Below are 26,731 nucleotides of genomic sequence, written 5' to 3'. Positions count from 1 at the left end.
AGGCTTTACCGTGGTTGCTCCCTGAATTTCTGGAGCAAGGACGATGTGGACTTCAACGCAGTATCGCCACGTGGTGCGCGGCAGTGCCTGGTATGACTTGATCGTCACGGCAGCGTTTGCCACGCCATGGAGTTTTGCGCTTGTGCACGGGTTGTTGAGCGCACTGGATTTGCCCGGCGAATTGCCGGCGTTTCAGCCTGTGCACATGTTGATGGCGAATCTGTTGGGGTCGGTGGTGTGCGTGTGGGCGGTGCTGCGGATTCGTGATCCGCAGGCGGTTTATGGACGGTATGACGCGGTGGCGCGGTTTTTGTTTGCGGCTTGGCAGGGGTATGCGCTTGCCCGTGGTGCCAGTTCGATTCTGATTGTTTTCCTGGTCTTTGAACTGGCGTGGGGCATTGCTCAAGTATTGCCTGTGCGGGCGCCTTCGCTGGCAAGCCATGCTCCTACAGGTGATGCAAGACGCTCTCTGTAGGAGCAAGGCTTGCCCGCGATAGGGCCAACAAGGTCACCGCATCAATGCCCGGCCTGCCAAGGTTGCCCCAACGAAACCGGTGCATACAATCTTGTACGCACCGCATCCCGCGACAACAGCACCAATACCAAAATCGTCGCCACGTACGGCAGCATCGCCAGCAAACTCGACGGAATCGCCAGCCCCAACCCCTGCGCGACCAAATGCAGGATGCTGGCGAGCCCAAACAAATAAGCCCCGAGCAACAACCGCCACACCCGCCAACTGGCAAACACCACCAGCGCCAACGCAATCCAGCCACGCCCGGCGGTCATGTTTTCCGCCCACATCGGCGTATACGCCAGCGACAAATAAGCCCCGGCCAACCCGGCCATTGCCCCGCCAAACAGCACCGCCAAGGTACGCACGGTCAGCACCGGCAAGCCCATCGCACTGGCCGCATCCGGGTTCTCGCCCACGGCTTGAATGATCAACCCGACACGACTTTTGATGATCACCCACGCCACCAGCGCAAACAGCGCGAACGACAGATACACCAGCAGATCCTGAGCAAACAGCATCCGCCCGATCAGCGGAATTTCACTCAGATAAGGAATCGCCAACGGCTCAAAACCGGCCAGTGGTTTACCCACCCAGGCCGCGCCGACAAAGGTCGACAGCCCGACACCAAAAATCGTCAGAGCCAAACCGGTTGCCACTTGATTGGCATTGAACACCAGCGCCACCAGCGCAAACAGCGACGACAACAGCATCCCGGCCAACATCGCCAGCAATACGCCCAGCCACAGGTTGCCGCTGTTCAGCGCGACGATAAAACCGATCACCGCGCCAAACAGCATCATCCCTTCCTGCCCAAGATTGAGCACACCGCTCTTCTCGCAGATCAGCTCACCCAGCGCCACCAGCAACAGCGGCGTGCCGCAACGCACCATGGCGTAGAAAATATTGCTCAACAGATCGATATCCATCACAGCGCTCCGGCGGTTACGGCGGTGGTCGACGTGCGCTTCACCCAGCGCAGATTCAGGCGTGGCCGATAGAGGATCAGCACGTCACAGGCGAGCAGGAAAAACAGCATCATTCCCTGAAACAACTGGGTGATTGCTTGCGGCAGATTCATCGTCATTTGCGCGCTCTCGCCACCGATGTACAGCAGCGCCATCAACAGGCTAGAAAACAGAATCCCGATCGGATTGAGGCGTCCGAGAAACGCCACGGTAATCGCCGCATAGCCGTAACCCGGCGACACCTGCGGCACCAATTGACCTATCGGCCCGGTGACTTCGCAGACACCGGCAAGCCCGGCCAAACCGCCGCTGATCAACAGCGCCAACCAGATCAAACGCTTCTCGCGAAAGCCGACAAACCCCGCCGCACGCTTGTCTAGCCCGAGCACTTTGATCTGGAAACCGACAAAGCTTTTCTGCAACAACACCCACACCGCGACCAGTGCGAGCAGGGCGAAATACACCCCGGCGTGCACGCGGCCATCCTCCATCAACAACGGCAAACGGCTCGCGTCGCCGAACATCGCCGACTCGGGAAAGTTGAACCCGGCCGGATCCTTCAGCGGCCCGTGCACGCAGAACAGCAGCAGGTTCAGGGCGATGTAATTGAGCATGATGCTAGTGAGAATTTCGTTGGCGTTGAAACGTGTGCGTAACCATGCCGTCAGCCCGGCCCATGCCGCGCCGGCGAGGGTGCCGGTGAGCAGAATCAACACCAGCGCCCAACGGCTTTGCATGTCGATAATGTTTACCGCCAACGCACTGCCGGCGAGTGCGCCGAGGAGCAATTGCCCCTCAGCGCCGATGTTCCAGATCCGCGCCTGATAGGCCACCGCCAGGCCCAAAGCGCAGAGCAGAATCGGCAACGCTTTGACCAGCAATTCGGAGACGCCATACATATCGCTGACCGGTGCGATCAGCAGCGTGTGCAAGGTTTGCAGCGGGTCATGACCGAGGGCGATAAACAGCAGCGAGCCGCAGCCAAGCGTCAGCGCTGCCGCCAGTAACGGCGAGCACCACAGCATCAAGCGCGATTGCTGGCCACGGGGTTCGAGGGAAAGCAGCATGTGGAAACTCCGTTAAACCGTGGCGGCTGAAGGTGAATGATCGAACTGGCCGGCCATCCAGCCGCCGACGTCGCTGAGTTGGGTATCGCCCGTGTTGTGCAACGCCGACAAACGTCCACCGCACAACGCGCCGAGGCGGTCGCTGATCTGGAACAGTTCGTCGAGGTCTTCGGAAATCACCAGAATCGCCGCACCGGCATCGCGCAACGCGATCAACGCACGGTGGATGGTCGCGGCGGCGCCGACATCGACGCCCCAGGTCGGGTGCGCGGCGATCAGCAGTTTCGGTTGCTGAAGGATTTCGCGGCCGAGGATGAATTTCTGCAAGTTGCCGCCGGACAGGCTGCGCGCGGCGGTTTGCGTGTCCTGAGTTTTTACGCCGAAGCGCTGAATGATTTGTTGGGCGAGGGCTTCGACTTTGCCGCGTTCGATCAAACCGTGGCTGACCAAGCCTTGTTGGAAAGCGGTGAGCAGAGCGTTATCGGCCAGACTCAATTCCGGCACCGCACCATGGCCGAGGCGCTCGGCGGGGACGAACGCCAAGCCCAATTTGCGTCGCGCGTCCGGGCGCAGATCGGCGACGTGTTGCTCGGCGAATCGAATGGTTGCAGCTTCCGCCCGAGGCAAGGTTTGTTCGCCACTGAGCAAGGCGAGCAACTCATCCTGGCCATTGCCCGCAACTCCGGCGATACCGACGATTTCACCGCTGCGTACCTGCACATCTATGCCAGTCAGCGAGCAACCAAACGGATCGGGGTTGTGCCAGCTCAAGCCCTTCACCTGCAAAAACGCCGCGCCGCCGCTGACCTTTGGGTAGTCACCGATGAACGCCGCCGCTTCGCCAACCATCAACTGCGCCAACTGCTGATCCGAGCATTCGGCCGGCACGCAATGCCCGGCCACGCGCCCGCCGCGCAGAACCGTCGCGCTATGACACAGCGCGCGAACTTCGCCGAGTTTGTGGCTGATAAACAGAATGCTGCAGCCCTCGGCGGCGAGACGGCGCAGGGTGATGAACAATTCGTCTGCCTCCTGCGGCGTCAGTACCGACGTCGGTTCGTCGAGGATCAGCAGACGAATGTCCTGCATCAGGCAACGAATGATTTCCACGCGCTGGCGTTCACCGATCGACAGGCTGTGGACAAGTCGCTCCGGCTCCAGCGCCATGCCGTAGCGGCGCGACACTTCGCGAATTTTCGGTTCCAGTTGTTTCGGCGTGCCAGCCTTCGCGCCCATCGCCAGCGCGATGTTCTGCGCGACGCTGAGGGTTTCGAACAGCGAGAAGTGCTGGAACACCATACCGATGCCCAACTGCCGTGCCTGCGCCGGATTGCGGATGCTGACTCGCTGACCCTGCCAAAGCATTTCCCCGGCGTCGGCCTGGGTGACGCCGTAAATGATCTTCATCAACGTACTTTTGCCCGCACCGTTTTCCCCGAGCAGGGCGTGAATTTCACCGGGCGCAATGCTCAGGTCGATGGCGTCGTTGGCCAGACAACCGGGATAACGTTTGCTGATGTGGCGCAGTTGCAGGCGCGCAGGAGTAGAAGCAATTGGCATGACAGGCTCGACTTGCTTGGAGTTGTGCCTGTGGATAAAGCAATTTCCTGGCCATTGAGTCAGGAACCCGAGCGGGCTGCGGGTGCGGGCGCTCGGCGCAGAGCATTGCGCTGAAAATCGGCGGGATTCGCAGCACCATTACAGCGCAAAGCCGTTGATCGGGCTCCAGTTTTGCCCGTTGGCAACTGATCAAAAAACGAGCAAACCCGTGGGGGCTAGGCAGAACCTGCGACTGCGGCGGTCATGAACGGGTTATCCACAGGTTGCTCCACAGTTATTGTGCGCAAGCCGAAACGTCGGGCATAAGCACTGTGGTGCTTTCTTCTAATGGTGATAAACGCGGCTAACTGATTGTTTCTGCTTGAAAATTACATTTCGTCGGGCAAATTGAACGAAAAGTGAACAAACCGCGCAAAGCCACGTGACTGAAGGGTTACAGCGTTATGTGCTCAGGTTATCCACAGTCGGGTGCACAGCAGATGTGGGCAAGTTTGCGGAATATGAAATTTCGCATCCGCCCCAAAACATCGCAGCCTTCGGCAACTCCTACAGGGAAACGCATTTCAATTGTAGGAGCTGCGGAACGCTGCGATCTTTTGACCTTGCTTCACCGCTGCAACAAAATCCGCCCACGACTCAAATCCGCCAACTGCCCCTGCAACACCGAAATCTGCGCCTCACCCACCGCCAACTTCAACTCAACCCCATTCGCCGTAAAATTCTCTTCAACAACCAGCCCACCCAAATCCGCCACGCGCAACTTCACTAACGCCAACTCGGCAAACCCGCAAGCACAACTCAACGCCACCCGACTGATCAACTCAACCTTCGCCGCCGTCTGCAAACACTTGTTCGCCCCACCGCCATAGGCCCGGGCCAAACCACCAGTGCCGAGTTGAATCCCGCCGTACCAACGAATGACCAAAACCGCGACCTGATCGCAATCCTGCGCTTCAATCGCCGCCAGAATCGGGCGCCCCGCAGTACCGCCCGGTTCGCCATCGTCATTGCTGCGATATTGATCGCCGAGTTTCCAAGCCCAGCAATTGTGCGAAGCATTCAAATCGCTGTGCTGTTCAAAGAACGCCTGCGCATCAGCAGGACTGCCGATCGGTGTGGCGAAGGTGATAAAGCGGCTTTTGCGAATCTCTTCGCGGTACTCGCAAAAACCGCTGAGGGTGAAAGGCATAAACGTCTTATAGAGAAGGAGTGAGGCCGCAGCCTTTGAGAATGATGCGGATCAGGTTGTTGCCGGCGTCTTCCATGTCCTGCTTGGTCAACTTGCTGCGACCGCTGACGCGACAGATCTGCGTGGCGAAATCGGCATAGTGCTGGGTGCTGCCCCACAACAGGAAAATCAGATGCACCGGATCAACCGCGTCCATTTTGCCCGCATCGATCCACGCCTGAAACACCGCCGCACGGCCGGTGAACCAGGCGCGGTAATCCTGATTGAAATATTCGGTCAGGCATTCGCCGCCGCTGATCACTTCCATCGCAAAGATTCGCGAGGCTTGCGGCTGACGACGGGAGAATTCCATTTTCGCGCGGATGTAACGGGTCAGCGCTTCGGCCGGATCGTCCTCGGCCGTAAGTGTGTTGAAGGTGCTGTCCCACAACTCGATGATGTTGCTCAGCACCGCCACGTACAAACCGAGTTTGTTGGTGAAGTAGTAATGCAGGTTCGCCTTGGGCAACCCGGCATTCTGCGCGATGGTGTTCATGCTGGTGCCTTTGTACCCGTGACGGGCGAACTCGTCTTCGGCGGCTTTGAGGATGGTCTCTTCGTTCTTCTGACGAATGCGGCTGGCGGGTTTGCCGCCATGGGCTGGGACTTCAAAGGTCATAGGCACTTCCGGGTTTGTCTGTGGGTGCAACCAGTTGCGTTGATAGCGCACCCACAGGCATCCGACAAGTCCTTGCGCGATAAAACCGTTACGCCTGTTCGATCTTGTTCAGCGGCGCGTGTGTTTCAGCGGCTTCGGTTTTCGACTCCGGCAGCAACAGGCACAGGATGATGGCGGTCAGGCCACCGCTGGTGATTGCCGAGTCGAACAGGTTCTGCACCAGTTTCGGCAGCAGGTGCAACAGGTTCGGTTGCGCGGCGATGCCCAGACCAACGCCGAACGATGTGGCGATGATCAACATGCTGCGCCGATCCAGCGACGACTGCGCGAGGATGCGCACGCCGGCCGCGGCCACCGCGCCGAACATCACCAGAGTCGCGCCACCCAATACAGGTTTCGGAATCTGTTGCAGCACCGCGCCGATCATCGGGAACAGTCCGAGACAAAACAGGATCGCGCCGATGTACAGCCCGACGTAGCGGCTGGCGACGCCGGTCAACTGGATCACGCCGTTGTTCTGCGCAAACGTGGTGTTGGGGAAAGCGCTGAAGGTCGCGGCGATCATGCAGCTCACGCCATCACCGAGCACGCCACCGCGCAGGCGGCTTATATATGAAGGGCCGCTGATAGGTTGACGGGCGAGCATGCAGTTGGCGGTGAGGTCACCGACGGTTTCGATGGTGCTGATCAGATAAATCAGCGCGACCGGCAGGAAAGCTGTCCAGTCGAAGCTGAATCCGAACCTGAACGGGGTAGGAAAACTCACCAGCGGCAAGTCGGGCAACGGCTGCGGCACCAGTTTCCCACTGAACCACGCGGCCAGACTGCCCAGCACCAATCCGATGATGATCGCCGACAAGCGCACCCACGGCGTGTTGGATCGGTTGAGCAGAATGATCGTCAGCAACACAAACACCCCCAGCGCCAGATTGCCCGGCGCACCGAAGTCCGGCGCATTGAAACCGCCTCCGAGATCAGTGATACCGACTTTGATCAGACTGATGCCGATCAGGGTGATGACGATCCCGGTCACCAGCGGGGTAACGACTCGACGCAATTGCCCGATGAAACGGCTGAGGACGATCTGCACGATCGCGCCGAAAAAGCACACGCCGAAGATCATCGCCAGAATGTCTTCCGGGCTGCCGCCACGTTGCTTGACCAGAAACCCCGCCGACAGCACCGCACCGAGAAAGGCGAAACTGGTGCCTTGCAGACAGATCATCCCGGCGCCAATCCCGAACGGCCGCCGCGCCTGAATAAAGGTGCCGACGCCCGACACCATCAACGCCATGCTGATCAGGTAAGGCAGATAAGCGGTCAGCCCCAGCGCCGAACCAATCACCAGCGGCGGGGTGATGATGCCGACGAAACTGGCGAGCACGTGTTGCAGCGCGGCAAGGGTGGCGGCGAGTGGTTTGGGGCGGTCGTTGAGGCCGTAGATCAAGTCGCTGGACGGTGCGGAATCTGGCTGCATGGCTTAAGGCTTCTTATCAAAGGAACGAAGTAATTCCCCCTCTGCAAAAACCTGTCCACTTGCTCAGCTTTATCGGCAAATAACCCGCAAATGTAGGAGCTGCCGCAGGCTGCGATCTTTTGATCTTGCCTTCAACGCGTCGCCGCCAAACTCTCCAAAAAGCTCTCCAGCACCAAATGAGGGCGCCGCCCCTTGCGCGTGACCGATGCCAGAATCAAATCGTAAAACCGCGTCCCTGCTTTCAAAGCACGCAAACGCCCCTGCTGCACCCAAAGACTGGCGTAATGATCCGGCAAATACCCAATGTAACGCCCGGTCAAAATCAAAAACGCCATGCCCTCACGGTCAGAAGCACTGGCCGTGCAATTGAGCGCCTGGTAATGCGCCTGAATATCCGCCGGCAAACGAAACGTCGGCGCAATCGCGTCCTGACTGTTCAGGCGTTCGTCATCCAGTTGCTTGTCATCAACATAAAACAGCGGATGCCCCACCGCGCAATAAAGCAGCGAACGCTCGCTGTACAGCGGCTGATATTCCAGGCCCGACAAGGCACTGGCCTGCGGCACCACGCCGACATGCAGGCGGCCATCGAGCACACCTTGCTCGACTTCGTTCGGCGCAATCATGCGGATCTGAATCTGCACATCCGGCCCGCGCTCCTTCAGTTGTGCGAGGGCGTGGGTGATGCGCATGTGGGGGAGGGTGACGAGGTTGTCGGTCAGGCCAATGATCAGCTCACCGCGCAAATGCTGGTGCAGGCCGTTGACCTCGGTGCGAAAACTTTCCAGCGCACTTAATAGTTGCAAGGCTGATTGATACACCTCGCGTCCTTCTTCGGTCAGCGAAAATCCGGCGCGACCACGCTGGCATAGACGCAAACCGAGGCGCTGCTCCAGATCACTCATCTGCTGGCTGATCGCCGAGCGACCGATGCCGAGCACAGTCTCCGCCGCCGAGAAGCCACCGCACTCGACCACGCTGCGAAAAATCCGCAGCAGGCGAATATCAAAATCACTGACCTGGGCCAGCGGATCGGGGCGGCGGCTGCTCATCTTATTGTTCTCATTGTTTAGCAAAGATCTAACTGAAGGTTAGAAGAGTTGAATTTCACCGACTTTATCGCCGTGGCAATTTAGCTGCAACAACGCTTTTTATCTCCCTGACGCTTATGCCCTGCGAGGTTTTGCCCGATGAACATGCCTGAAAACGCTCAGTCGCCACTGGCCAGCCAATTGAAGCTGGACGCGCACTGGATGCCGTACACCGCCAACCGCAACTTCCAGCGCGATCCGCGTTTGATCGTTGGCGCCGAAGGCAGCTGGCTGATCGACGACAAGGGTCGCCGGGTATACGACTCGCTATCCGGTCTGTGGACCTGCGGCGCCGGTCACACCCGCAAGGAAATTCAGGAAGCGGTCTCCAAGCAGTTGGGCACCCTCGATTACTCGCCGGGCTTCCAGTACGGTCACCCGCTGTCGTTCCAACTGGCCGAGAAAATCACCGAGCTGACCCCGGGCAATCTGAATCACGTGTTCTTCACCGACTCGGGATCCGAGTGCGCCGACACCGCGGTAAAAATGGTGCGTGCCTACTGGCGCCTGAAAGGTCAGGCGACCAAAACCAAAATGATCGGCCGTGCCCGTGGTTACCACGGCGTGAACATCGCCGGCACCAGCCTCGGCGGCGTCAATGGCAACCGCAAACTGTTCGGTCAGGCGATGATGGACGTCGATCACCTGCCGCACACGTTGCTGGCAAGCAACGCGTTCTCCCGTGGCATGCCGGAGCAGGGCGGTATCGCTTTGGCCGATGAGCTGCTGAAGCTGATCGAACTGCACGATGCTTCGAACATCGCTGCGGTATTCGTTGAACCGATGGCCGGTTCCGCTGGCGTGCTGGTACCGCCACAGGGTTACCTGAAACGTCTGCGCGAGATCTGCGATCAGCACAACATCCTGCTGGTGTTCGACGAAGTGATCACTGGTTTCGGTCGTACCGGCAATATGTTCGGCGCCGACACCTTCGGCGTGACCCCGGATCTGATGTGCATCGCCAAGCAAGTCACCAACGGCGCGATCCCGATGGGCGCGGTGATTGCCAGCTCTGAGATCTATCAGACGTTCATGAATCAGCCGACGCCGGAATACGCCGTGGAATTCCCGCACGGCTACACCTACTCGGCGCACCCGGTGGCTTGCGCCGCTGGCCTGGCAGCACTCGACCTGCTGCAAAAAGAAAACCTTGTACAAAGCGTCGCTGAAGTCGCGCCGCACTTCGAAAACGCGCTGCATGGCCTGAAAGGCTCCAAGCACGTGATCGACATTCGTAACTTCGGTCTGGCCGGTGCGATCCAGATTGCCGGGCGTGACGGCGACGCCATCGTGCGTCCGTTCGAAGCGGGCATGGCTCTGTGGAAAGCCGGGTTCTACGTACGTTTCGGCGGCGACACCCTGCAGTTCGGCCCAACCTTCAACAGCAAGCCGCAAGACCTCGATCGCCTGTTCGACGCGGTCGGCGAAGTGCTGAACAAGCTCGACTGATTTTTCCTTCTATATATACCTACAAAAATGGGCACTCCTTAACCGGGTGCCCGTGGACATGAATTCAGGAGTTTTCGATGAGCGTTATCCCGCATTTGATCAATGGCGAACTGGTGACTGAGAACGGTCGCGCGGTTGATGTGTTCAACCCGTCCACCGGTCAGGCTATCCACAAGCTGCCATTGGCAACCCGCGAAACCATCCAGAAAGCCATCGATGCCGCTAAGGCTGCGTTCCCGGCCTGGCGCAACACGCCACCGGCCAAACGTGCCCAGGTGATGTTCCGCTTCAAGCAACTGCTCGAGCAGAACGAAGCGCGCATCTCGCAACTGATCAGCGAAGAACACGGCAAGACCCTCGAAGACGCCGCCGGTGAACTGAAGCGCGGCATCGAGAACGTCGAATTCGCCTGCGCCGCCCCGGAAATCCTCAAGGGCGAGTACAGCCGCAACGTCGGCCCGAACATCGACGCATGGTCGGACTTCCAGCCGCTGGGCATCGTTGCCGGCATCACTCCGTTCAACTTCCCGGCCATGGTGCCGCTGTGGATGTACCCGCTGGCGATCGTCTGCGGCAACTGCTTCATCCTCAAGCCGTCCGAGCGTGACCCAAGCTCGACACTGCTGATCGCTCAGCTGCTGTTGGAAGCCGGCCTGCCGAAAGGTGTGATGAGCGTGGTTCATGGTGACAAGACTGCGGTGGACGCGTTGATCGAAGCGCCGGAAGTCAAAGCGCTGAGCTTCGTCGGCTCGACGCCAATTGCTGAATACATCTATGCAGAAGGCACCAAGCGCGGCAAACGCGTGCAGGCACTGGGCGGCGCGAAGAACCATGCAGTGCTGATGCCGGATGCCGATCTGGATAACGCGGTCAGCGCACTGATGGGCGCGGCGTACGGTTCGTGCGGCGAGCGTTGCATGGCGATTTCTGTTGCCGTGTGTGTTGGCGACCAGGTTGCAGATGCGCTGGTGGCGAAACTGGTGCCACAGATTCAGGCGCTGAAAATCGGTGCCGGCACTTCGTGCGGTCTGGACATGGGCCCACTGGTCACCGGTCAGGCGCGCGACAAAGTCAGCGGTTACGTAGATGACGGCGTGGCAGCGGGCGCGACCCTGGTGGTCGACGGTCGTGGTTTCAGCGTCGCTGGTCATGAAGAAGGCTTCTTCCTCGGTGGCTGCCTGTTCGACAACGTCACCCCGGAAATGCGCATCTATAAAGAAGAGATCTTCGGCCCGGTACTGTGCATCGTTCGCGTGAACAGCCTGGAAGAAGCCATGCAACTGATCAACGATCACGAATACGGCAACGGCACCTGCATCTTTACCCGTGACGGTGAAGCGGCGCGTCTGTTCTGCGACGAGATCGAAGTCGGCATGGTTGGCGTCAACGTGCCGCTGCCAGTACCGGTGGCTTACCACAGCTTCGGCGGCTGGAAGCGTTCGCTGTTTGGCGACCTCCACGCTTATGGCCCGGACGGCGTGCGCTTCTACACCCGTCGCAAAGCGATCACCCAGCGCTGGCCGCAGCGTGCGAGCCACGAGGCTTCGCAGTTCGCCTTCCCTAGCTTGTAAGTAGAAGGGCAGGGCTACGAAGGCCGACCCCTTGGGGTCGGCCTTCGTGTTTGCGGGCTTTTTTGACCTTTGTGACAGAAATATGAAAATAGACGTTGACGACAGATCCCAAGCGTCTATAATTCGCCCCACTTCCGGCGCAGTCGAAACGGAAAACTACTTGAGATTCAACGAGTTACGCAGTTTTCGGCAGAAAGTGCTTCAGTTCATCGAAGCCAAAAGGAAGTTGAAAAAGAGGTGTTGACAGCAGCGTGTAACGCTGTAGAATTCGCCTCCCGCTGACGAGAGATCTGAAGCGCAAGTGGTTGAAGTTGTTGAAGAATTCTTCGAAAACTTCTGAAAATAATCACTTGACAGCAAATGAGGCTGCTGTAGAATGCGCGCCTCGGTTGAGACGAAAGATCTTAATCAACCGCTCTTTAACAACTGAATCAAGCAATTCGTGTGGGTGCTTGTGGAGTCAGACTGATGGTCAACAAGATTATCAGCATCACAAGTTACTCCGCGAGAAATCAAAGATGTAACCAACGATTGCTGAGCCAAGTTTAGGGTTTCTTAAAAACCCAAAGATGTTTGAACTGAAGAGTTTGATCATGGCTCAGATTGAACGCTGGCGGCAGGCCTAACACATGCAAGTCGAGCGGATGAGAGGAGCTTGCTCCTTAATTCAGCGGCGGACGGGTGAGTAATGCCTAGGAATCTGCCTGGTAGTGGGGGACAACGTTTCGAAAGGAACGCTAATACCGCATACGTCCTACGGGAGAAAGCAGGGGACCTTCGGGCCTTGCGCTATCAGATGAGCCTAGGTCGGATTAGCTAGTTGGTGAGGTAATGGCTCACCAAGGCGACGATCCGTAACTGGTCTGAGAGGATGATCAGTCACACTGGAACTGAGACACGGTCCAGACTCCTACGGGAGGCAGCAGTGGGGAATATTGGACAATGGGCGAAAGCCTGATCCAGCCATGCCGCGTGTGTGAAGAAGGTCTTCGGATTGTAAAGCACTTTAAGTTGGGAGGAAGGGCAGTAAATTAATACTTTGCTGTTTTGACGTTACCGACAGAATAAGCACCGGCTAACTCTGTGCCAGCAGCCGCGGTAATACAGAGGGTGCAAGCGTTAATCGGAATTACTGGGCGTAAAGCGCGCGTAGGTGGTTCGTTAAGTTGGATGTGAAATCCCCGGGCTCAACCTGGGAACTGCATTCAAAACTGTCGAGCTAGAGTATGGTAGAGGGTGGTGGAATTTCCTGTGTAGCGGTGAAATGCGTAGATATAGGAAGGAACACCAGTGGCGAAGGCGACCACCTGGACTGATACTGACACTGAGGTGCGAAAGCGTGGGGAGCAAACAGGATTAGATACCCTGGTAGTCCACGCCGTAAACGATGTCAACTAGCCGTTGGGAGCCTTGAGCTCTTAGTGGCGCAGCTAACGCATTAAGTTGACCGCCTGGGGAGTACGGCCGCAAGGTTAAAACTCAAATGAATTGACGGGGGCCCGCACAAGCGGTGGAGCATGTGGTTTAATTCGAAGCAACGCGAAGAACCTTACCAGGCCTTGACATCCAATGAACTTTCCAGAGATGGATTGGTGCCTTCGGGAACATTGAGACAGGTGCTGCATGGCTGTCGTCAGCTCGTGTCGTGAGATGTTGGGTTAAGTCCCGTAACGAGCGCAACCCTTGTCCTTAGTTACCAGCACGTTATGGTGGGCACTCTAAGGAGACTGCCGGTGACAAACCGGAGGAAGGTGGGGATGACGTCAAGTCATCATGGCCCTTACGGCCTGGGCTACACACGTGCTACAATGGTCGGTACAAAGGGTTGCCAAGCCGCGAGGTGGAGCTAATCCCATAAAACCGATCGTAGTCCGGATCGCAGTCTGCAACTCGACTGCGTGAAGTCGGAATCGCTAGTAATCGTGAATCAGAATGTCACGGTGAATACGTTCCCGGGCCTTGTACACACCGCCCGTCACACCATGGGAGTGGGTTGCACCAGAAGTAGCTAGTCTAACCTTCGGGAGGACGGTTACCACGGTGTGATTCATGACTGGGGTGAAGTCGTAACAAGGTAGCCGTAGGGGAACCTGCGGCTGGATCACCTCCTTAATCGACGACATCAGCTGCTCCATGAGCTCCCACACGAATTGCTTGATTCATTGAAGAAGACGAAAGAAGCAGCCCGAAATTGGGTCTGTAGCTCAGTTGGTTAGAGCGCACCCCTGATAAGGGTGAGGTCGGCAGTTCGAATCTGCCCAGACCCACCAATTTTGTGTGGGAAACGCCTGTAGAAATACGGGGCCATAGCTCAGCTGGGAGAGCGCCTGCCTTGCACGCAGGAGGTCAACGGTTCGATCCCGTTTGGCTCCACCACTACTGCTTCTGAAGTTTGAAAGCTTAGAAATGAGCATTCCATCGTTGTGATGATGAATGTTGATTTCTAGTCTTTGACTAGTTCGTTCTTTAAAAATTTGGGTATGTGATAGAAAGATAGACTGAACGTTACTTTCACTGGTAACGGATCAGGCTAAGGTAAAATTTGTGAGTTCTCTTAATTGAGAAATTCGAATTTTCGGCGAATGTCGTCTTCACAGTATAACCAGATTGCTTGGGGTTATATGGTCAAGTGAAGAAGCGCATACGGTGGATGCCTTGGCAGTCAGAGGCGATGAAAGACGTGGTAGCCTGCGAAAAGCTTCGGGGAGTCGGCAAACAGACTTTGATCCGGAGATGTCTGAATGGGGGAACCCAGCCATCATAAGATGGTTATCTTGTACTGAATACATAGGTGCAAGAGGCGAACCAGGGGAACTGAAACATCTAAGTACCCTGAGGAAAAGAAATCAACCGAGATTCCCTTAGTAGTGGCGAGCGAACGGGGACTAGCCCTTAAGTGGCTTTGAGATTAGCGGAACGCTCTGGAAAGTGCGGCCATAGTGGGTGATAGCCCTGTACGCGAAAATCTCTTGGTCATGAAATCGAGTAGGACGGAGCACGAGAAACTTTGTCTGAATATGGGGGGACCATCCTCCAAGGCTAAATACTACTGACTGACCGATAGTGAACTAGTACCGTGAGGGAAAGGCGAAAAGAACCCCGGAGAGGGGAGTGAAATAGATCCTGAAACCGTATGCGTACAAGCAGTGGGAGCAGACTTTGTTCTGTGACTGCGTACCTTTTGTATAATGGGTCAGCGACTTATTTTCAGTGGCGAGCTTAACCGAATAGGGGAGGCGTAGCGAAAGCGAGTCTTAATAGGGCGTCTAGTCGCTGGGAATAGACCCGAAACCGGGCGATCTATCCATGGGCAGGTTGAAGGTTGGGTAACACTAACTGGAGGACCGAACCGACTACCGTTGAAAAGTTAGCGGATGACCTGTGGATCGGAGTGAAAGGCTAATCAAGCTCGGAGATAGCTGGTTCTCCTCGAAAGCTATTTAGGTAGCGCCTCATGTATCACTGTAGGGGGTAGAGCACTGTTTCGGCTAGGGGGTCATCCCGACTTACCAAACCGATGCAAACTCCGAATACCTACAAGTGCCGAGCATGGGAGACACACGGCGGGTGCTAACGTCCGTCGTGAAAAGGGAAACAACCCAGACCGTCAGCTAAGGTCCCAAAGTTATGGTTAAGTGGGAAACGATGTGGGAAGGCTTAGACAGCTAGGAGGTTGGCTTAGAAGCAGCCACCCTTTAAAGAAAGCGTAATAGCTCACTAGTCGAGTCGGCCTGCGCGGAAGATGTAACGGGGCTCAAACCATACACCGAAGCTACGGGTATCACCTTCGGGTGATGCGGTAGAGGAGCGTTCTGTAAGCCTGTGAAGGTGAGTTGAGAAGCTTGCTGGAGGTATCAGAAGTGCGAATGCTGACATGAGTAACGACAATGGGTGTGAAAAACACCCACGCCGAAAGACCAAGGTTTCCTGCGCAACGTTAATCGACGCAGGGTTAGTCGGTCCCTAAGGCGAGGCTGAAAAGCGTAGTCGATGGAAAACAGGTTAATATTCCTGTACTTCTGGTTATTGCGATGGAGGGACGGAGAAGGCTAGGCCAGCTTGGCGTTGGTTGTCCAAGTTTAAGGTGGTAGGCTGAGATCTTAGGTAAATCCGGGATCTTAAGGCCGAGAGCTGATGACGAGTGTTCTTTTAGAACACGAAGTGGTTGATGCCATGCTTCCAAGAAAAGCTTCTAAGCTTCAGGTAACCAGGAACCGTACCCCAAACCGACACAGGTGGTTGGGTAGAGAATACCAAGGCGCTTGAGAGAACTCGGGTGAAGGAACTAGGCAAAATGGCACCGTAACTTCGGGAGAAGGTGCGCCGGTGAGGGTGAAGGACTTGCTCCGTAAGCTCATGCCGGTCGAAGATACCAGGCCGCTGCGACTGTTTATTAAAAACACAGCACTCTGCAAACACGAAAGTGGACGTATAGGGTGTGACGCCTGCCCGGTGCCGGAAGGTTAATTGATGGGGTTAGCTAACGCGAAGCTCTTGATCGAAGCCCCGGTAAACGGCGGCCGTAACTATAACGGTCCTAAGGTAGCGAAATTCCTTGTCGGGTAAGTTCCGACCTGCACGAATGGCGTAACGATGGCGGCGCTGTCTCCACCCGAGACTCAGTGAAATTGAAATCGCTGTGAAGATGCAGTGTATCCGCGGCTAGACGGAAAGACCCCGTGAACCTTTACTATAGCTTTGCACTGGACTTTGAATTTGCTTGTGTAGGATAGGTGGGAGGCTTTGAAGCGTGGACGCCAGTTCGCGTGGAGCCAACCTTGAAATACCACCCTGGCAACTTTGAGGTTCTAACTCAGGTCCGTTATCCGGATCGAGGACAGTGTATGGTGGGTAGTTTGACTGGGGCGGTCTCCTCCTAAAGAGTAACGGAGGAGTACGAAGGTGCGCTCAGACCGGTCGGAAATCGGTCGTAGAGTATAAAGGCAAAAGCGCGCTTGACTGCGAGACAGACACGTCGAGCAGGTACGAAAGTAGGTCTTAGTGATCCGGTGGTTCTGTATGGAAGGGCCATCGCTCAACGGATAAAAGGTACTCCGGGGATAACAGGCTGATACCGCCCAAGAGTTCATATCGACGGCGGTGTTTGGCACCTCGATGTCGGCTCATCACATCCTGGGGCTGAAGCCGGTCCCAAGGGTATGGCTGTTCGCCATTTAAAGTGGTACGCGAGCTGGGTTTAGAACGTCGTGAGACAGTTCGGTCCCTATCTGCCGTGGACGTTTGAGATTTGAGAGGGGCTGCTCCTAGTACGAGAGGACCGGAGTGGACGAACCTCTGGTGTTCCGGTTGTCACGCCAGTGGCATTGCCGGGTAGCTATGTTCGGAATAGATAACCGCTGAAAGCATCTAAGCGGGAAACTAGCCTCAAGATGAGATCTCACTGGAACCTTGAGTTCCCTGAAGGGCCGTCGAAGACTACGACGTTGATAGGTTGGGTGTGTAAGCGCTGTGAGGCGTTGAGCTAACCAATACTAATTGCCCGTGAGGCTTGACCATATAACACCCAAGCAATTTGACTACTCGAGAGAGCATCAGATTGCGGTGTGTGAAGACGAAACGAACCGAAAGTTCGATGTTCACAAGCACCGAAAGCTGTCACATACCCAATTTGCTGAAGCGAGGCCATCTGGCCACGACTCAGTACCCGAATTTCTTGACGACCATAGAGCGTTGGAACCACCTGATCCCATCCCGAACTCAGCAGTGAAACGATGCATCGCCGATGGTAGTGTGGGGTTTCCCCATGTGAGAGTAGGTCATCGTCAAGATTAAATTCCGAAACCCCAATTGCGAAAGCAGTTGGGGTTTTGTTTTGCCCGCAGGAAAGTTCCTACATCATTCAACGGCGTCGTCCGGCTGTCACAACCTGCTGACAATGCTAAGGTTCTGCCCTGGCTTTCGCACTTTTCCAAGGAATCCTTTATGCCGGGCGCCCAGTCCCTCAACGCTGCATTCATGGTGGTTCAGAGCAATAGCCTGGACGAACTGCGCAGCCTGGTGATCAGCATAATGCGGCGCTATCCACTGGCGCCCTTGGAAAACGAAATTGCCCTCGTACAAAGCAACGGCATCGCCCAGTGGCTCAAATTGGCCTTGGCTGAAGACCCTGAAGAAGACGACCTCGGTGGCTGCGGTATTGCAGCTGCTATCGATGTGCAGCTGCCCGGCAGCTTCATGTGGCAGCTGTACCGGATGGTGTTGGGCCGTGATGAAATCCCACCGAAATCCCTGCTCGATAAAGCCCCGCTGACCTGGCGCCTGATGCGCTTGCTACCTCAAGTGATCGAGCGCCCGCATTTCGAGCCGTTGCAGCGCTTCCTCACTCACGACACTGACTTGCGTAAGCGTTACCAGTTGTCCGAGCGACTGGCGGATCTCTTTGACCAGTACCAGGTCTATCGGGCCGACTGGCTCGAAGATTGGGCCGAAGGGCTGCACCAAATCCGAAATGTCCGAGGTGAAATAAAGCCACTGGCGCCCGCGAGCTGCTGGCAGGCTGAACTGTGGCGTGCGCTGCTGGAGGATGTAGGTGAACAAGGCATGGCGCAAAGTCGCGCCGGTGTTCATCAACGATTTATCGAGCGCATCAACACCCTCAAAGAGGCACCCGCCGGCCTGCCCTCACGAGTGATCGTTTTCGGGATTTCTTCCCTGCCGGCTCAGGTGCTCGAAGCTTTGGCCGGGCTCGCACGTTTCAGTCAGGTTCTGCTCTGTGTGCACAATCCATGTCGCCACCATTGGGCCGATATCGTTGCCGATAAGGATCTGCTGCGACACCAGTACAAACGCCAGGCACGCAAGAGCGGTATGCCCGTCGTACTCGATCCGGACGCATTGCACCAACACGCCCATCCGCTGCTAGCTGCATGGGGCAAGCAGGGCCGCGACTACATCAACCTGCTCGACAGCTACGACGATCCCAACAGTTATCGCGCGGCTTTCCGAGACGGTCGCATCGACCTGTTCAGCGATACTCAACCCGAGAACCTGCTCAACCAACTTCAGAACGACATCCTCGAACTGCGCCCGCTCAACGAGACACGCGAGCTCTGGCCAGCTGTCGATCTGACACAAGACCATTCGATCCGTTTTCACATTGCTCACAGCGCTCAGCGTGAAGTGGAAATCCTTCACGACCAACTCCTCGCACGCTTCAGTGCCAATCCCGATCTGCGTCCCCGTGATGTAATCGTGATGGTGCCGGACATCGACAGCTACGCGCCCCACATCCGTGCCGTATTCGGCCAGCTTGATCGCCATGATCCGCGATTTATCCCATTCACCTTGGCGGATCAGGGCCAACGCGGCCGTGACCCCTTGCTGATTGCAGTCGAGCACCTGCTAAAGCTGCCAGACAGCCGCTTCCCCGTCAGCGAAATCCTCGACCTGCTCGACGTTCCTGCACTGCGCGCTCGTTTCGGTGTGGAAGAGCGCGACCTGCCGACGCTGCATCGCTGGATCGAAGGCGCCGGTGTGCGTTGGGGCATGAGCGCCGAACAACGCGCAGGCCTCGGTTTGCCGGATGAGCTGGAGCAGAACAGCTGGCACTTCGGCCTGCGCCGGATGCTGCTGGGTTACGCCGTCGGCAGTGCGAATGCCTGCGCCGGTATCGAACCCTACGATGAAATCGGCGGACTGGACGCCGCGTTGATCGGGCCACTGGTGGCACTGCTCGATGCCTTGGAGCTCGCTCATCAGGAATTGATGCAACCGGCTCAACCCAAAGAGTGGGGCTACCGGTTGCAGGCGCTGATGCAATTGTTCTTCAAAGCCAGCAACGAGCATGACGACTATTTGCTCACCCAACTCGAAGAGCTTCGCGAAACCTGGCTGGAGACTTGCGAGGCCGTCGGTCTCGACGATCAGTTACCGCTGACTGTCGTCCGTGAAGCCTGGCTCGCCGGTCTGGATCAGGGGCGTTTATCGCAGCGTTTCCTCGCCGGCGCGGTGAACTTTTGCACGCTGATGCCCATGCGTGCGATCCCGTTCAAACTGGTCTGCCTGCTGGGGATGAACGATGGCGATTATCCGCGTGCACAACCGCCGCTCGACTTCGATTTGATGGGCAGCGATTACCGTCCCGGCGACCGTTCGCGGCGTGAGGATGACCGTTATCTGTTGCTCGAAGCATTGCTGTCCGCGCGCAATCAGCTCTACATCAGTTGGGTCGGCCGCAGCATTCGCGACAACAGCGAGCGGCCTGCTTCGGTGCTGATCGGCCAGTTACGCGATCACCTCGCCAGCGGCTGGCGATTGCTCGACGAGACCCAGGATATTTTGAGCGCCATGACCGAGGAGCATCCGTTGCAACCGTTCAGTGCGCGCTATTTTCATGAGGGCGATCAGCTCTTCAGCTATGCCAGCGAATGGCAGGTGCTGCACCAACAGCACGGATCTCAAACCGCTGTGGAACTGCTTGCGCCCTATGTCCAAGAGGAACCGTTGACCCTCGCCCTGTTACAGGACTTCCTGCGCAACCCGGTTCGACACTTTTTTACCCAGCGCCTCAAGGTCTATTTCGAAGCCGCCGAGGCGCCGCTCGCGGACGAAGAGCCGTTCGTGCTCGACGCTTTGCAGCGCTACACGCTCAGCGACCGTCTGCTCGAAGCCGCAATGAGGCAGCCGGACAATATCGATCAGGCCCTCGAATCTCAGGCCCGTCGCCTGCAAAACAGTGGGTTGCTGCCCATGGCCGGTTTTGGCGAATGCCTGCAACGCGAGCTGATCGAGCCGCTGCCGGACTTGCTGCAACGCTACCAACAACTGCTGACGTTGTGGCCGACCCCGCTGACCAGCGCAATTCCGATCAGCCTTGAATTGCAGGGCTTGCGCCTTGAAGGCTGGCTCTCGGGTTTGCACGAGCGCGCCGATGGTGGCGTGTTGTCGGTCACAACCATTCCCAACAGTATCGGCTCGATCAAAAGCCGCAAATGGCATCGGCTGACCAAACCGTGGGTCAACCATCTGGTGGCCTGTGCCAGCGGACTGTCGTTAACCACTGCGTTGGTGGCGAGTGACGATTCACTGCTGCTGGAGCCCATGGAAAAAGACCGCGCGGTTCGCATCCTCAGCGATCTGCTGCTCGCCTGGCAGACCGGCATGCGCCAACCACTGCCGATTGCAGTAAAAACGGCGTTCGCCTGGCTGTCCCAGACCGACCCACTCAAGGCCGAAGCCGCCGCGCGCAAAGCCTATGAAGGTGACGGCCAGACCAGTGAAGGTGAGCGCCGTGAAAGCCCGGCGTTGTCTCGACAATTTGCCGACTTCGATGCCTTGCTCGCCGATGAAACATTCTCCGGTTGGTGCCACGCGCTCTATCGGCCACTGCTGGAAGCGCCTTGGCGTTCATTGTCCAGTGAAGGAGCGCGCGCATGAGCAGCAAAACTCCACTGGCACTGGCCTTCCCGCTGCACGGCAGCCAACTGATCGAAGCCAGCGCCGGCACCGGCAAGACGTTCACCATTTCTGCACTCTATCTGCGGCTGATCCTAGGTCATGGCGGCGACGTCAATGGCTTCGGTCGCGACCTGCTGCCACCACAAATTCTCGTGGTGACCTTCACGGACGCAGCGACCAAAGAACTGCGCGAACGGATCCGCACGCGTCTGGCCGAAGCTGCGCGATTCTTCCGCGACGAGACGCCTGCGCCCGACGCGCTCATCGCCGAACTGCGCGAACAGTTCGAGCCACAACAATGGCCCGGCTGCGCCAATCGTCTCGACATCGCCGCACAGTGGATGGATGAAGCCGCCGTTTCGACGATTCACAGTTGGTGCCAGCGCATGCTGCGCGAGCACGCATTCGACAGCGGCAGCCTGTTTACTCAATCGCTGGAAACCGATCACAGCGATCTGCTCGGCGAAGTACTGCGCGATTACTGGCGGCTGTTCTGCTACCCGATGCAGGGCGATGCGCTGAACTGGGTTCGCAACAATTGGGGTGGGCCGGCAGCGCTGTTGCCGCGTGTCCGTGGACTGTTCGCCAGCGAGCGCGACAGGGACGAAGGCAAGGCCCCTGCCGAGCTGATCGAGGAATGCTTGCTGGAGCGTCGCGCAGCATTGGTCGAGCTGAAAATGCCGTGGCGGCAGTGGGCCGATGAGTTGCTCGCCATCTGTCATCAAGGCGTTGCCAGCAAAACCGTCGACGGTCGCAAGATGCAGGCGCGCTACTTTGAACCTTGGTTCGAGAAGCTCAAAAGCTGGGCCGAAGATGAATCCATGGAGCAACTGGATATCGGCACCGGCTTCACCCGACTGACCCCCGACGGCATGGCCGAAGCGTGGAAAGGTCAGGCACCGAGTCATCCGGGGCTGGATGCCATGCCCGCACTCAAGTCGAGTCTGGATGGCTTGCCCACGCCAGACGCCGCCGTCCTGCAGCACGCCGCGAAATGGGTGGGTGCGCGCTTTGAAGAAGAGAAACGTCGCCGCGCCGAAATGGGCTTCGACGACATGCTGCTGCGCCTCGATGCCGCGCTGCAATCAGAAGGTGGCGAGCGTCTCGCAACGCTGATTCGCGAGCAGTTCCCGGTAGCGCTGATCGACGAATTCCAGGACACCGATCCGGTGCAGTACCGGATCTTCGAAAGCATCTATCGCATCGAGGAAAACAGTCCTGACACCGGGCTGTTTCTGATCGGCGATCCCAAGCAGGCGATCTACGCCTTCCGTGGTGCGGACATCTATACCTATCTGCGCGCGCGCAAGGCTACGACCGGCCGCTTGCATACCCTGGGCACCAACTTCCGTTCCAGCCACGGCATGGTGAAAGCGGTCAATCACGTATTCGAACGCGCCGAGTCCCGCGAGCTGGGACGCGGCGCGTTTTTGTTCCGCGAGAAAAGTGGCGAGAACCCGGTACCGTTTCAACCCGTCGACTCACAGGGCCGCAAAGAACACCTGCAAATTGCCGGGCAGGAAGTCGCGGCGCTGAACGTCTGGCAGTTGTCCAGCGATCAGCCGTTGGCCGGCGCGGTGTATCGCCAACAACTGGCTGCCGCCTGCGCCAGTGAAATCACCGCGTTGCTCAATGGCGGGCAAACCGGCAATGCTGGATTTGTGCGGGAGGGCAAAGACTTCAAAGGCCTGCGACCTTCCGACATCGCGATTCTGGTTCGTGACGGTAAAGAGGCGCAGGCCGTACGCGGTGAGCTGGCCGCTCGTGGCGTGCGCAGCGTTTATCTGTCCGACAAGGATTCCGTGTTTGCCGCGCAGGAGGCCCGAGACTTGCTGTCCTGGCTCAAGGCCTGCGCCGAGCCTGACGTTGAACGTTCTCTGAAAGCCGCGCTGGCCTGCATCACGCTGAACCTGCCGCTGGCCGAACTGGAGCGTTTGAATCAGGACGAACTGGTGTGGGAATCCCGCGTCATGCAGTTCCGTGGCTATCGCGAGTTGTGGCGCAAACAGGGCGTGCTGCCGATGCTGCGGCGTCTGCTGCATGACTTCCATTTGCCACAGACATTGATTGCCCGCAGTGATGGCGAGCGCGTGCTGACCAACCTGCTGCACTTGTCCGAATTGATGCAGCAAGCCGCTGCTGAACTCGACGGCGAACAAGCGCTGATCCGGCATCTGGCCGAGCTGCTGGCCTTGTCCGGGCAGGCTGGCGAAGAACAGATTCTGCGCCTCGAAAGTGATGAGCAATTGGTCAAAGTGGTGACCATCCACAAATCGAAAGGCCTGGAATATCCGTTGGTGTTCCTGCCGTTCATCTGCTCGGCTAAACCGGTCGACGGTAGCCGCTTGCCGCTGCATTACCACGACGCGACAGGCAACGCTCAATTGAGTCTGAAACCGACGCCCGAGCTGATTGCGTTGGCCGATGACGAACGTCTGGCTGAAGACCTGCGTTTGCTCTACGTAGCGCTGACACGTGCGCAACACGCCTGCTGGTTGGGCGTGACCGATCTCAAACGCGGCAATAACAACAGTTCGGTGCTGCACCTGTCGGCTCTGGGTTATCTGTTGGGCGGTGGTGCGTCGTTAGGTGAGTCCAGCGGTTTGAATAGCTGGCTGCGAGATTTGCAGCAGGACTGCCCGGCAATCAGTGTCGGTGAAATGCCACCGGCCAGCACCGAACATTACGAACCTGCGCGCAACGAAGCGGTTCTCAGCGCCACGCTTGTGCCCAAGCGCAAGGCCAGCGAGAACTGGTGGATCGCCTCGTACAGTGCGCTGCGCATCAGCGACGTTTTGAGCGTCGGCAGCGATGAGGCGCCGGACAGTCCGCAGGCGCAAAAGCTCTTCGATGACGAACGCCTCGATCCGGATGCACCACGCGAAATCATCGCTGGCGGTGCCGATATCCATCGCTTCCCGCGTGGCCCCAACCCCGGGACATTCCTTCACGGTTTGCTGGAGTGGGCAGGGGATGACGGTTTCGCCGTCACGCCCAAAGCCGTGGAAGACGCGATCGGCCGGCGTTGCAACCTGCGCGGCTGGGAAGGCTGGATCACCACGTTGAGCGACTGGTTGCAACACCTCCTCAAATCGCCGCTGCCGATCGGCGCCGGGCAACCGCCGGTGGTGCTTGAGCAGTTAACGCAGTATCGCGTCGAGATGGAATTCTGGTTCGCCAGCCATAAAGTCGATGTGCTCAAACTCGATGAGCTGGTACGTCAGCACACCCACAACGGCGTGGCGCGGGTGGCTGCCGAACCGGTGCAGCTCAACGGCATGTTCAAGGGCTTTATCGACCTGACCTTCGAACACGATGGCCGTTACTACGTGGCCGACTACAAATCCAACTGGCTGGGCGTCGATGATTTCGCCTACACCGAGCAAGCCATGGAACAGTCGATTCTCGACAACCGTTACGACCTGCAATACGTCTTGTACCTGTTGGCCTTGCACCGTCAGCTCAAGGCGCGGTTGCCCGACTATGACTACGACCGGCATGTCGGTGGTGCGCTTTATCTTTTCCTGCGTGGCACCCGCGCAGACAGTCGCGGGGTGTACTTCGCCCGGCCACCCCGTGAATTGATCGAACGTCTGGATCGGCTGTTTCAGGGCAAACCCGAGCCCAAGGCCGAACCCGCGTGGGAACAGGGAGTCTTGCTATGAGCCGCACCTTCGCCGATCTGCTGCCGACGCCTTTGGCCGCCGACAGCCTGTCGAGACTTTCGCCGCTGACCCGTGCCGAAGACTTGTTGCTCTTGCTTACCCGCTGGGTCGAGCGCGGCTGGCTGCGTGCACTGGACAAGGCATTCGTGGCGTTTCTGCATGAGCTCGAACCGGACACCGATCCGCTGGTGTTGCTCGCGGCGGCGCTGACCAGCCATCAACTCGGCCATGGTCACGTTTGTCTGGATCTGTTTGAAACCCTCAAAGCGCCGGACTTTGCGCTGTCATTGCCGCCCGAAGGCGATGTGCAGGGTGGCGTCTTGTTGCTGCCTTCGCAATTGCTTGAGGCGCTCGACGGTGCTCATTGGTGCAAGGCTCTTGCGGGCAGCGCTCTGGTCGCTCTGGCTGCCGATACCAGTGAAGAAGCTCAGCAACGCCCGCTGGTGTTGTCCTCGAAGCGTCTGTACTTGCGGCGCTACTGGGCTTACGAGCGGCGTATCGATTCCGCGTTGCGCCAGCGTCTCGCCCAATCCGAAACGACGCCGGCCGATCTGCCGCAGCGACTCAATGAGCTGTTCGGTTCAGCCAAGTCCGGCGAGGTCATCGACTGGCAAAAGCTCGCTTGTGCGCTCGCCACGCGCGGTGCCTTCAGCATCGTCACCGGCGGCCCCGGCACCGGCAAAACCACCACTGTCGTGCGTTTGCTGGCATTGCTGCAGGCGCCGGCGGTGGAGGCCGGCCATCCGTTGCGCATTCGCCTGGCAGCGCCCACCGGTAAAGCTGCCGCACGCTTGACCGAGTCGATCAGCCAGCAAGTGCAATCGCTGAAAGTCAGCGAAGATGTGCGGGCGAAAATCCCTTGCGACGTGACTACCGTCCACCGTTTGCTCGGCAGTCGTCCGGGCACCCGACATTTCCGCCATCACGCCGGTAATCGTCTACCGCTGGATGTGCTGGTGGTCGACGAAGCCTCGATGATCGACCTGGAAATGATGGCCAATCTGCTCGACGCCTTGCCGGCCCATGCGCGACTGGTGTTGCTCGGCGACAAGGATCAGTTGGCGTCCGTTGAGGCTGGTGCGGTGCTGGGTGATCTGTGCCGCGATGCCGAGGGTGGTTGGTACAACCGGCAAACCCGGCAGTGGCTGGAGTCGGTCAGCGGTGAGTCTTTGCTGGACAGCGGTCTGCATGAGGATTCCGACGGCTCGCATCCGTTGGCTCAACAAGTGGTGATGCTGCGCCACTCGCGGCGTTTCGGTGAGGGCAGCGGCATCGGCCAACTGGCGCGGCGAGTCAATCAGCAGCTTCCGGAAGAGGCGCGGCAATTGCTCGCGGCGGGGCACTATGACGATGTGTTTTCGCTGCCGCTCAAGGGCGAGCACGATCACAAACTCGAGCGGCTGCTGCTCGACGGTCATGGCGAGGGCCCGCAGGGGTATCGGCATTACCTGAGCGTGCTGCGCAATCAACGCCCTGCATCTGGCAAACCGCTGGAACATCCGGACTGGATTCTCTGGGCCCGCGACGTCTTGCAGGCGTTCGACACCTTCCAGTTGTTGTGCGCGGTACGCAAGGGCCCGTGGGGCGTTGAAGGTTTGAACCAGCGCATCACCGCGGCGTTGCTCAAGGCCCGGCTGATCGAGCACGACCAGCAATGGTACGAAGGTCGGCCGGTGCTGATGACCCGCAACGATTACGGCCTGGGCTTGATGAACGGCGACATCGGCATCGCCCTCAAACTGCCGGAACGTGAAGGGCCCGACGCCGGCAAACCGGTGCTGCGCGTGGCGTTTCCGCGCAATGACGGTCAGGGCGGCGTGCGTTTCGTCCTGCCGAGCCGACTCAACGATGTAGAAACCGTGTACGCCATGACCGTACACAAATCTCAGGGCTCTGAGTTCGCCCACACCGCGTTGATCCTGCCGGATGCCTTGAATCCGGTGCTGACCAAGGAGTTGATCTACACCGGAATCACCCGCGCCAAGCACTGGTTCACCCTGATCGAGCCGCGTGCCGGGGTATTTGAAGAGGCCGTACAACGCAAGGTCAAACGCCTCAGCGGACTGATGCTGGAACTGGAGGAGGGCGCCCAGTCTCCTGAATGA

General features: G+C 58.1%; 13 protein-coding genes, 2 tRNA genes and 3 rRNA genes. 11 read left to right on the top strand and 7 right to left on the bottom strand.

Annotated features, from left to right (window positions below; genetic code table 11):
• The first annotated feature begins 43 nt into the window (after nucleotides 1-43).
• The gene (locus ACP3TY_RS21965) at nucleotides 44-475 is read left to right on the top strand and encodes a hypothetical protein (protein WP_426618479.1); all 432 of its coding nucleotides are present in this window, start codon (nucleotides 44-46) and stop codon (nucleotides 473-475) included.
• Between the two features lie 41 nt (nucleotides 476-516).
• On the opposite strand, the gene ACP3TY_RS21960 is transcribed toward ACP3TY_RS21965, so the two are convergent.
• From ACP3TY_RS21960 to ACP3TY_RS21930, 7 genes are all read right to left on the bottom strand, one after another.
• Nucleotides 517-1,443: an ABC transporter permease gene (locus ACP3TY_RS21960; RefSeq protein ID WP_008088667.1), complete on the bottom strand. Its 927-nt coding sequence runs from the start codon at nucleotides 1,441-1,443 to the stop codon at nucleotides 517-519.
• Nucleotides 1,443-2,549 carry an ABC transporter permease gene (locus ACP3TY_RS21955; protein ID WP_158832351.1) on the bottom strand — a complete coding sequence of 369 codons (1,107 nt, stop codon included), beginning with the start codon at nucleotides 2,547-2,549 and terminating at the stop codon, nucleotides 1,443-1,445. The genes ACP3TY_RS21960 and ACP3TY_RS21955 overlap by 1 nt, the downstream gene beginning before the upstream one ends.
• Before the next feature lie 12 nt (nucleotides 2,550-2,561).
• Entirely contained in the window at nucleotides 2,562-4,109 is a 1,548-nt protein-coding gene (locus ACP3TY_RS21950; protein ID WP_426618478.1) for an ABC transporter ATP-binding protein, read from the bottom strand.
• 607 nt (nucleotides 4,110-4,716) lie between these two features.
• On the bottom strand, nucleotides 4,717-5,298 hold the full coding sequence (locus tag ACP3TY_RS21945) for an IMPACT family protein (RefSeq protein ID WP_426618477.1): 582 nt from the start codon (nucleotides 5,296-5,298) through the stop codon (nucleotides 4,717-4,719).
• A 7-nt stretch (nucleotides 5,299-5,305) separates the two neighbouring features.
• Complete coding sequence (locus tag ACP3TY_RS21940) at nucleotides 5,306-5,956, bottom strand: TetR/AcrR family transcriptional regulator (protein WP_008088675.1); 651 nt, start codon at nucleotides 5,954-5,956, stop codon at nucleotides 5,306-5,308.
• 88 nt (nucleotides 5,957-6,044) lie between these two features.
• Nucleotides 6,045-7,433, bottom strand: a complete 1,389-nt coding sequence (locus ACP3TY_RS21935) for a uracil-xanthine permease family protein (RefSeq protein ID WP_426618476.1) — start codon at nucleotides 7,431-7,433, stop codon at nucleotides 6,045-6,047.
• Nucleotides 7,434-7,564: 131 nt separating this feature from the next.
• Entirely contained in the window at nucleotides 7,565-8,485 is a 921-nt protein-coding gene (locus ACP3TY_RS21930; RefSeq protein WP_426618475.1) for a LysR family transcriptional regulator, read from the bottom strand.
• A 138-nt stretch (nucleotides 8,486-8,623) separates the two neighbouring features.
• On the opposite strand from ACP3TY_RS21930, the gene ACP3TY_RS21925 reads away from it, so the two are divergent.
• The 10 genes from ACP3TY_RS21925 (at nucleotide 8,624) to recD (ending at nucleotide 26,731) form a co-directional block, all read left to right on the top strand.
• Nucleotides 8,624-9,973 carry an aspartate aminotransferase family protein gene (locus ACP3TY_RS21925; RefSeq protein ID WP_008088681.1) on the top strand — a complete coding sequence of 450 codons (1,350 nt, stop codon included), beginning with the start codon at nucleotides 8,624-8,626 and terminating at the stop codon, nucleotides 9,971-9,973.
• A gap of 77 nt (nucleotides 9,974-10,050) precedes the next feature.
• Complete coding sequence (locus tag ACP3TY_RS21920) at nucleotides 10,051-11,544, top strand: CoA-acylating methylmalonate-semialdehyde dehydrogenase (protein ID WP_053116963.1); 1,494 nt, start codon at nucleotides 10,051-10,053, stop codon at nucleotides 11,542-11,544.
• Between the two features lie 575 nt (nucleotides 11,545-12,119).
• Nucleotides 12,120-13,656 (top strand): 16S ribosomal RNA (locus ACP3TY_RS21915).
• Between the two features lie 81 nt (nucleotides 13,657-13,737).
• A tRNA-Ile gene (locus ACP3TY_RS21910) sits at nucleotides 13,738-13,814 on the top strand.
• Nucleotides 13,815-13,844: 30 nt separating this feature from the next.
• Nucleotides 13,845-13,920, top strand: a tRNA-Ala gene (locus ACP3TY_RS21905).
• Nucleotides 13,921-14,167: 247 nt separating this feature from the next.
• A 23S ribosomal RNA gene (locus tag ACP3TY_RS21900) occupies nucleotides 14,168-17,061 on the top strand.
• A gap of 156 nt (nucleotides 17,062-17,217) precedes the next feature.
• Nucleotides 17,218-17,333 (top strand): 5S ribosomal RNA (gene rrf / locus ACP3TY_RS21895).
• Together the 16S, 23S and 5S rRNA genes with 2 tRNA genes alongside form the textbook arrangement of a ribosomal RNA operon.
• 154 nt (nucleotides 17,334-17,487) lie before the next feature.
• Nucleotides 17,488-20,940 carry an exodeoxyribonuclease V subunit gamma gene (gene recC, locus ACP3TY_RS21890; RefSeq protein ID WP_426618474.1) on the top strand — a complete coding sequence of 1,151 codons (3,453 nt, stop codon included), beginning with the start codon at nucleotides 17,488-17,490 and terminating at the stop codon, nucleotides 20,938-20,940.
• Complete coding sequence (gene recB, locus ACP3TY_RS21885) at nucleotides 20,937-24,626, top strand: exodeoxyribonuclease V subunit beta (protein ID WP_426618473.1); 3,690 nt, start codon at nucleotides 20,937-20,939, stop codon at nucleotides 24,624-24,626. The genes recC and recB overlap by 4 nt, the downstream gene beginning before the upstream one ends.
• The gene (recD, locus tag ACP3TY_RS21880) at nucleotides 24,623-26,731 is read left to right on the top strand and encodes an exodeoxyribonuclease V subunit alpha (protein WP_426618472.1); all 2,109 of its coding nucleotides are present in this window, start codon (nucleotides 24,623-24,625) and stop codon (nucleotides 26,729-26,731) included. Before recB ends, recD begins: the two co-directional genes overlap by 4 nt.

Origin of the sequence: Pseudomonas rustica (genome assembly GCF_049959085.1) — a bacterium.
Classification (GTDB): domain Bacteria; phylum Pseudomonadota; class Gammaproteobacteria; order Pseudomonadales; family Pseudomonadaceae; genus Aquipseudomonas; species Aquipseudomonas rustica.
Note: the sequence above shows the minus strand (reverse complement) of the source record. Positions and strands in the feature narration are given on the sequence as shown.

What these genes read in the sequence shown, in the direction of transcription:
- ACP3TY_RS21960 (WP_008088667.1), bottom strand. Translation starts at nt 1,443, where the DNA reads ATGGATATCGATCTGTTGAGCAATATTTTCTACGCCATGGTGCGTTGC.
- ACP3TY_RS21955 (WP_158832351.1), bottom strand. Translation starts at nt 2,549, where the DNA reads ATGCTGCTTTCCCTCGAACCCCGTGGCCAGCAATCGCGCTTGATGCTG.
- ACP3TY_RS21965 (WP_426618479.1), top strand. Translation starts at nt 44, where the DNA reads ATGTGGACTTCAACGCAGTATCGCCACGTGGTGCGCGGCAGTGCCTGG.
- ACP3TY_RS21920 (WP_053116963.1), top strand. Translation starts at nt 10,051, where the DNA reads ATGAGCGTTATCCCGCATTTGATCAATGGCGAACTGGTGACTGAGAAC.
- ACP3TY_RS21950 (WP_426618478.1), bottom strand. Translation starts at nt 4,109, where the DNA reads ATGCCAATTGCTTCTACTCCTGCGCGCCTGCAACTGCGCCACATCAGC.
- ACP3TY_RS21940 (WP_008088675.1), bottom strand. Translation starts at nt 5,956, where the DNA reads ATGACCTTTGAAGTCCCAGCCCATGGCGGCAAACCCGCCAGCCGCATT.
- ACP3TY_RS21935 (WP_426618476.1), bottom strand. Translation starts at nt 7,433, where the DNA reads ATGCAGCCAGATTCCGCACCGTCCAGCGACTTGATCTACGGCCTCAAC.
- ACP3TY_RS21925 (WP_008088681.1), top strand. Translation starts at nt 8,624, where the DNA reads ATGAACATGCCTGAAAACGCTCAGTCGCCACTGGCCAGCCAATTGAAG.
- recB (WP_426618473.1), top strand. Translation starts at nt 20,937, where the DNA reads ATGAGCAGCAAAACTCCACTGGCACTGGCCTTCCCGCTGCACGGCAGC.
- recC (WP_426618474.1), top strand. Translation starts at nt 17,488, where the DNA reads ATGCCGGGCGCCCAGTCCCTCAACGCTGCATTCATGGTGGTTCAGAGC.
- ACP3TY_RS21930 (WP_426618475.1), bottom strand. Translation starts at nt 8,485, where the DNA reads ATGAGCAGCCGCCGCCCCGATCCGCTGGCCCAGGTCAGTGATTTTGAT.
- ACP3TY_RS21945 (WP_426618477.1), bottom strand. Translation starts at nt 5,298, where the DNA reads ATGCCTTTCACCCTCAGCGGTTTTTGCGAGTACCGCGAAGAGATTCGC.
- recD (WP_426618472.1), top strand. Translation starts at nt 24,623, where the DNA reads ATGAGCCGCACCTTCGCCGATCTGCTGCCGACGCCTTTGGCCGCCGAC.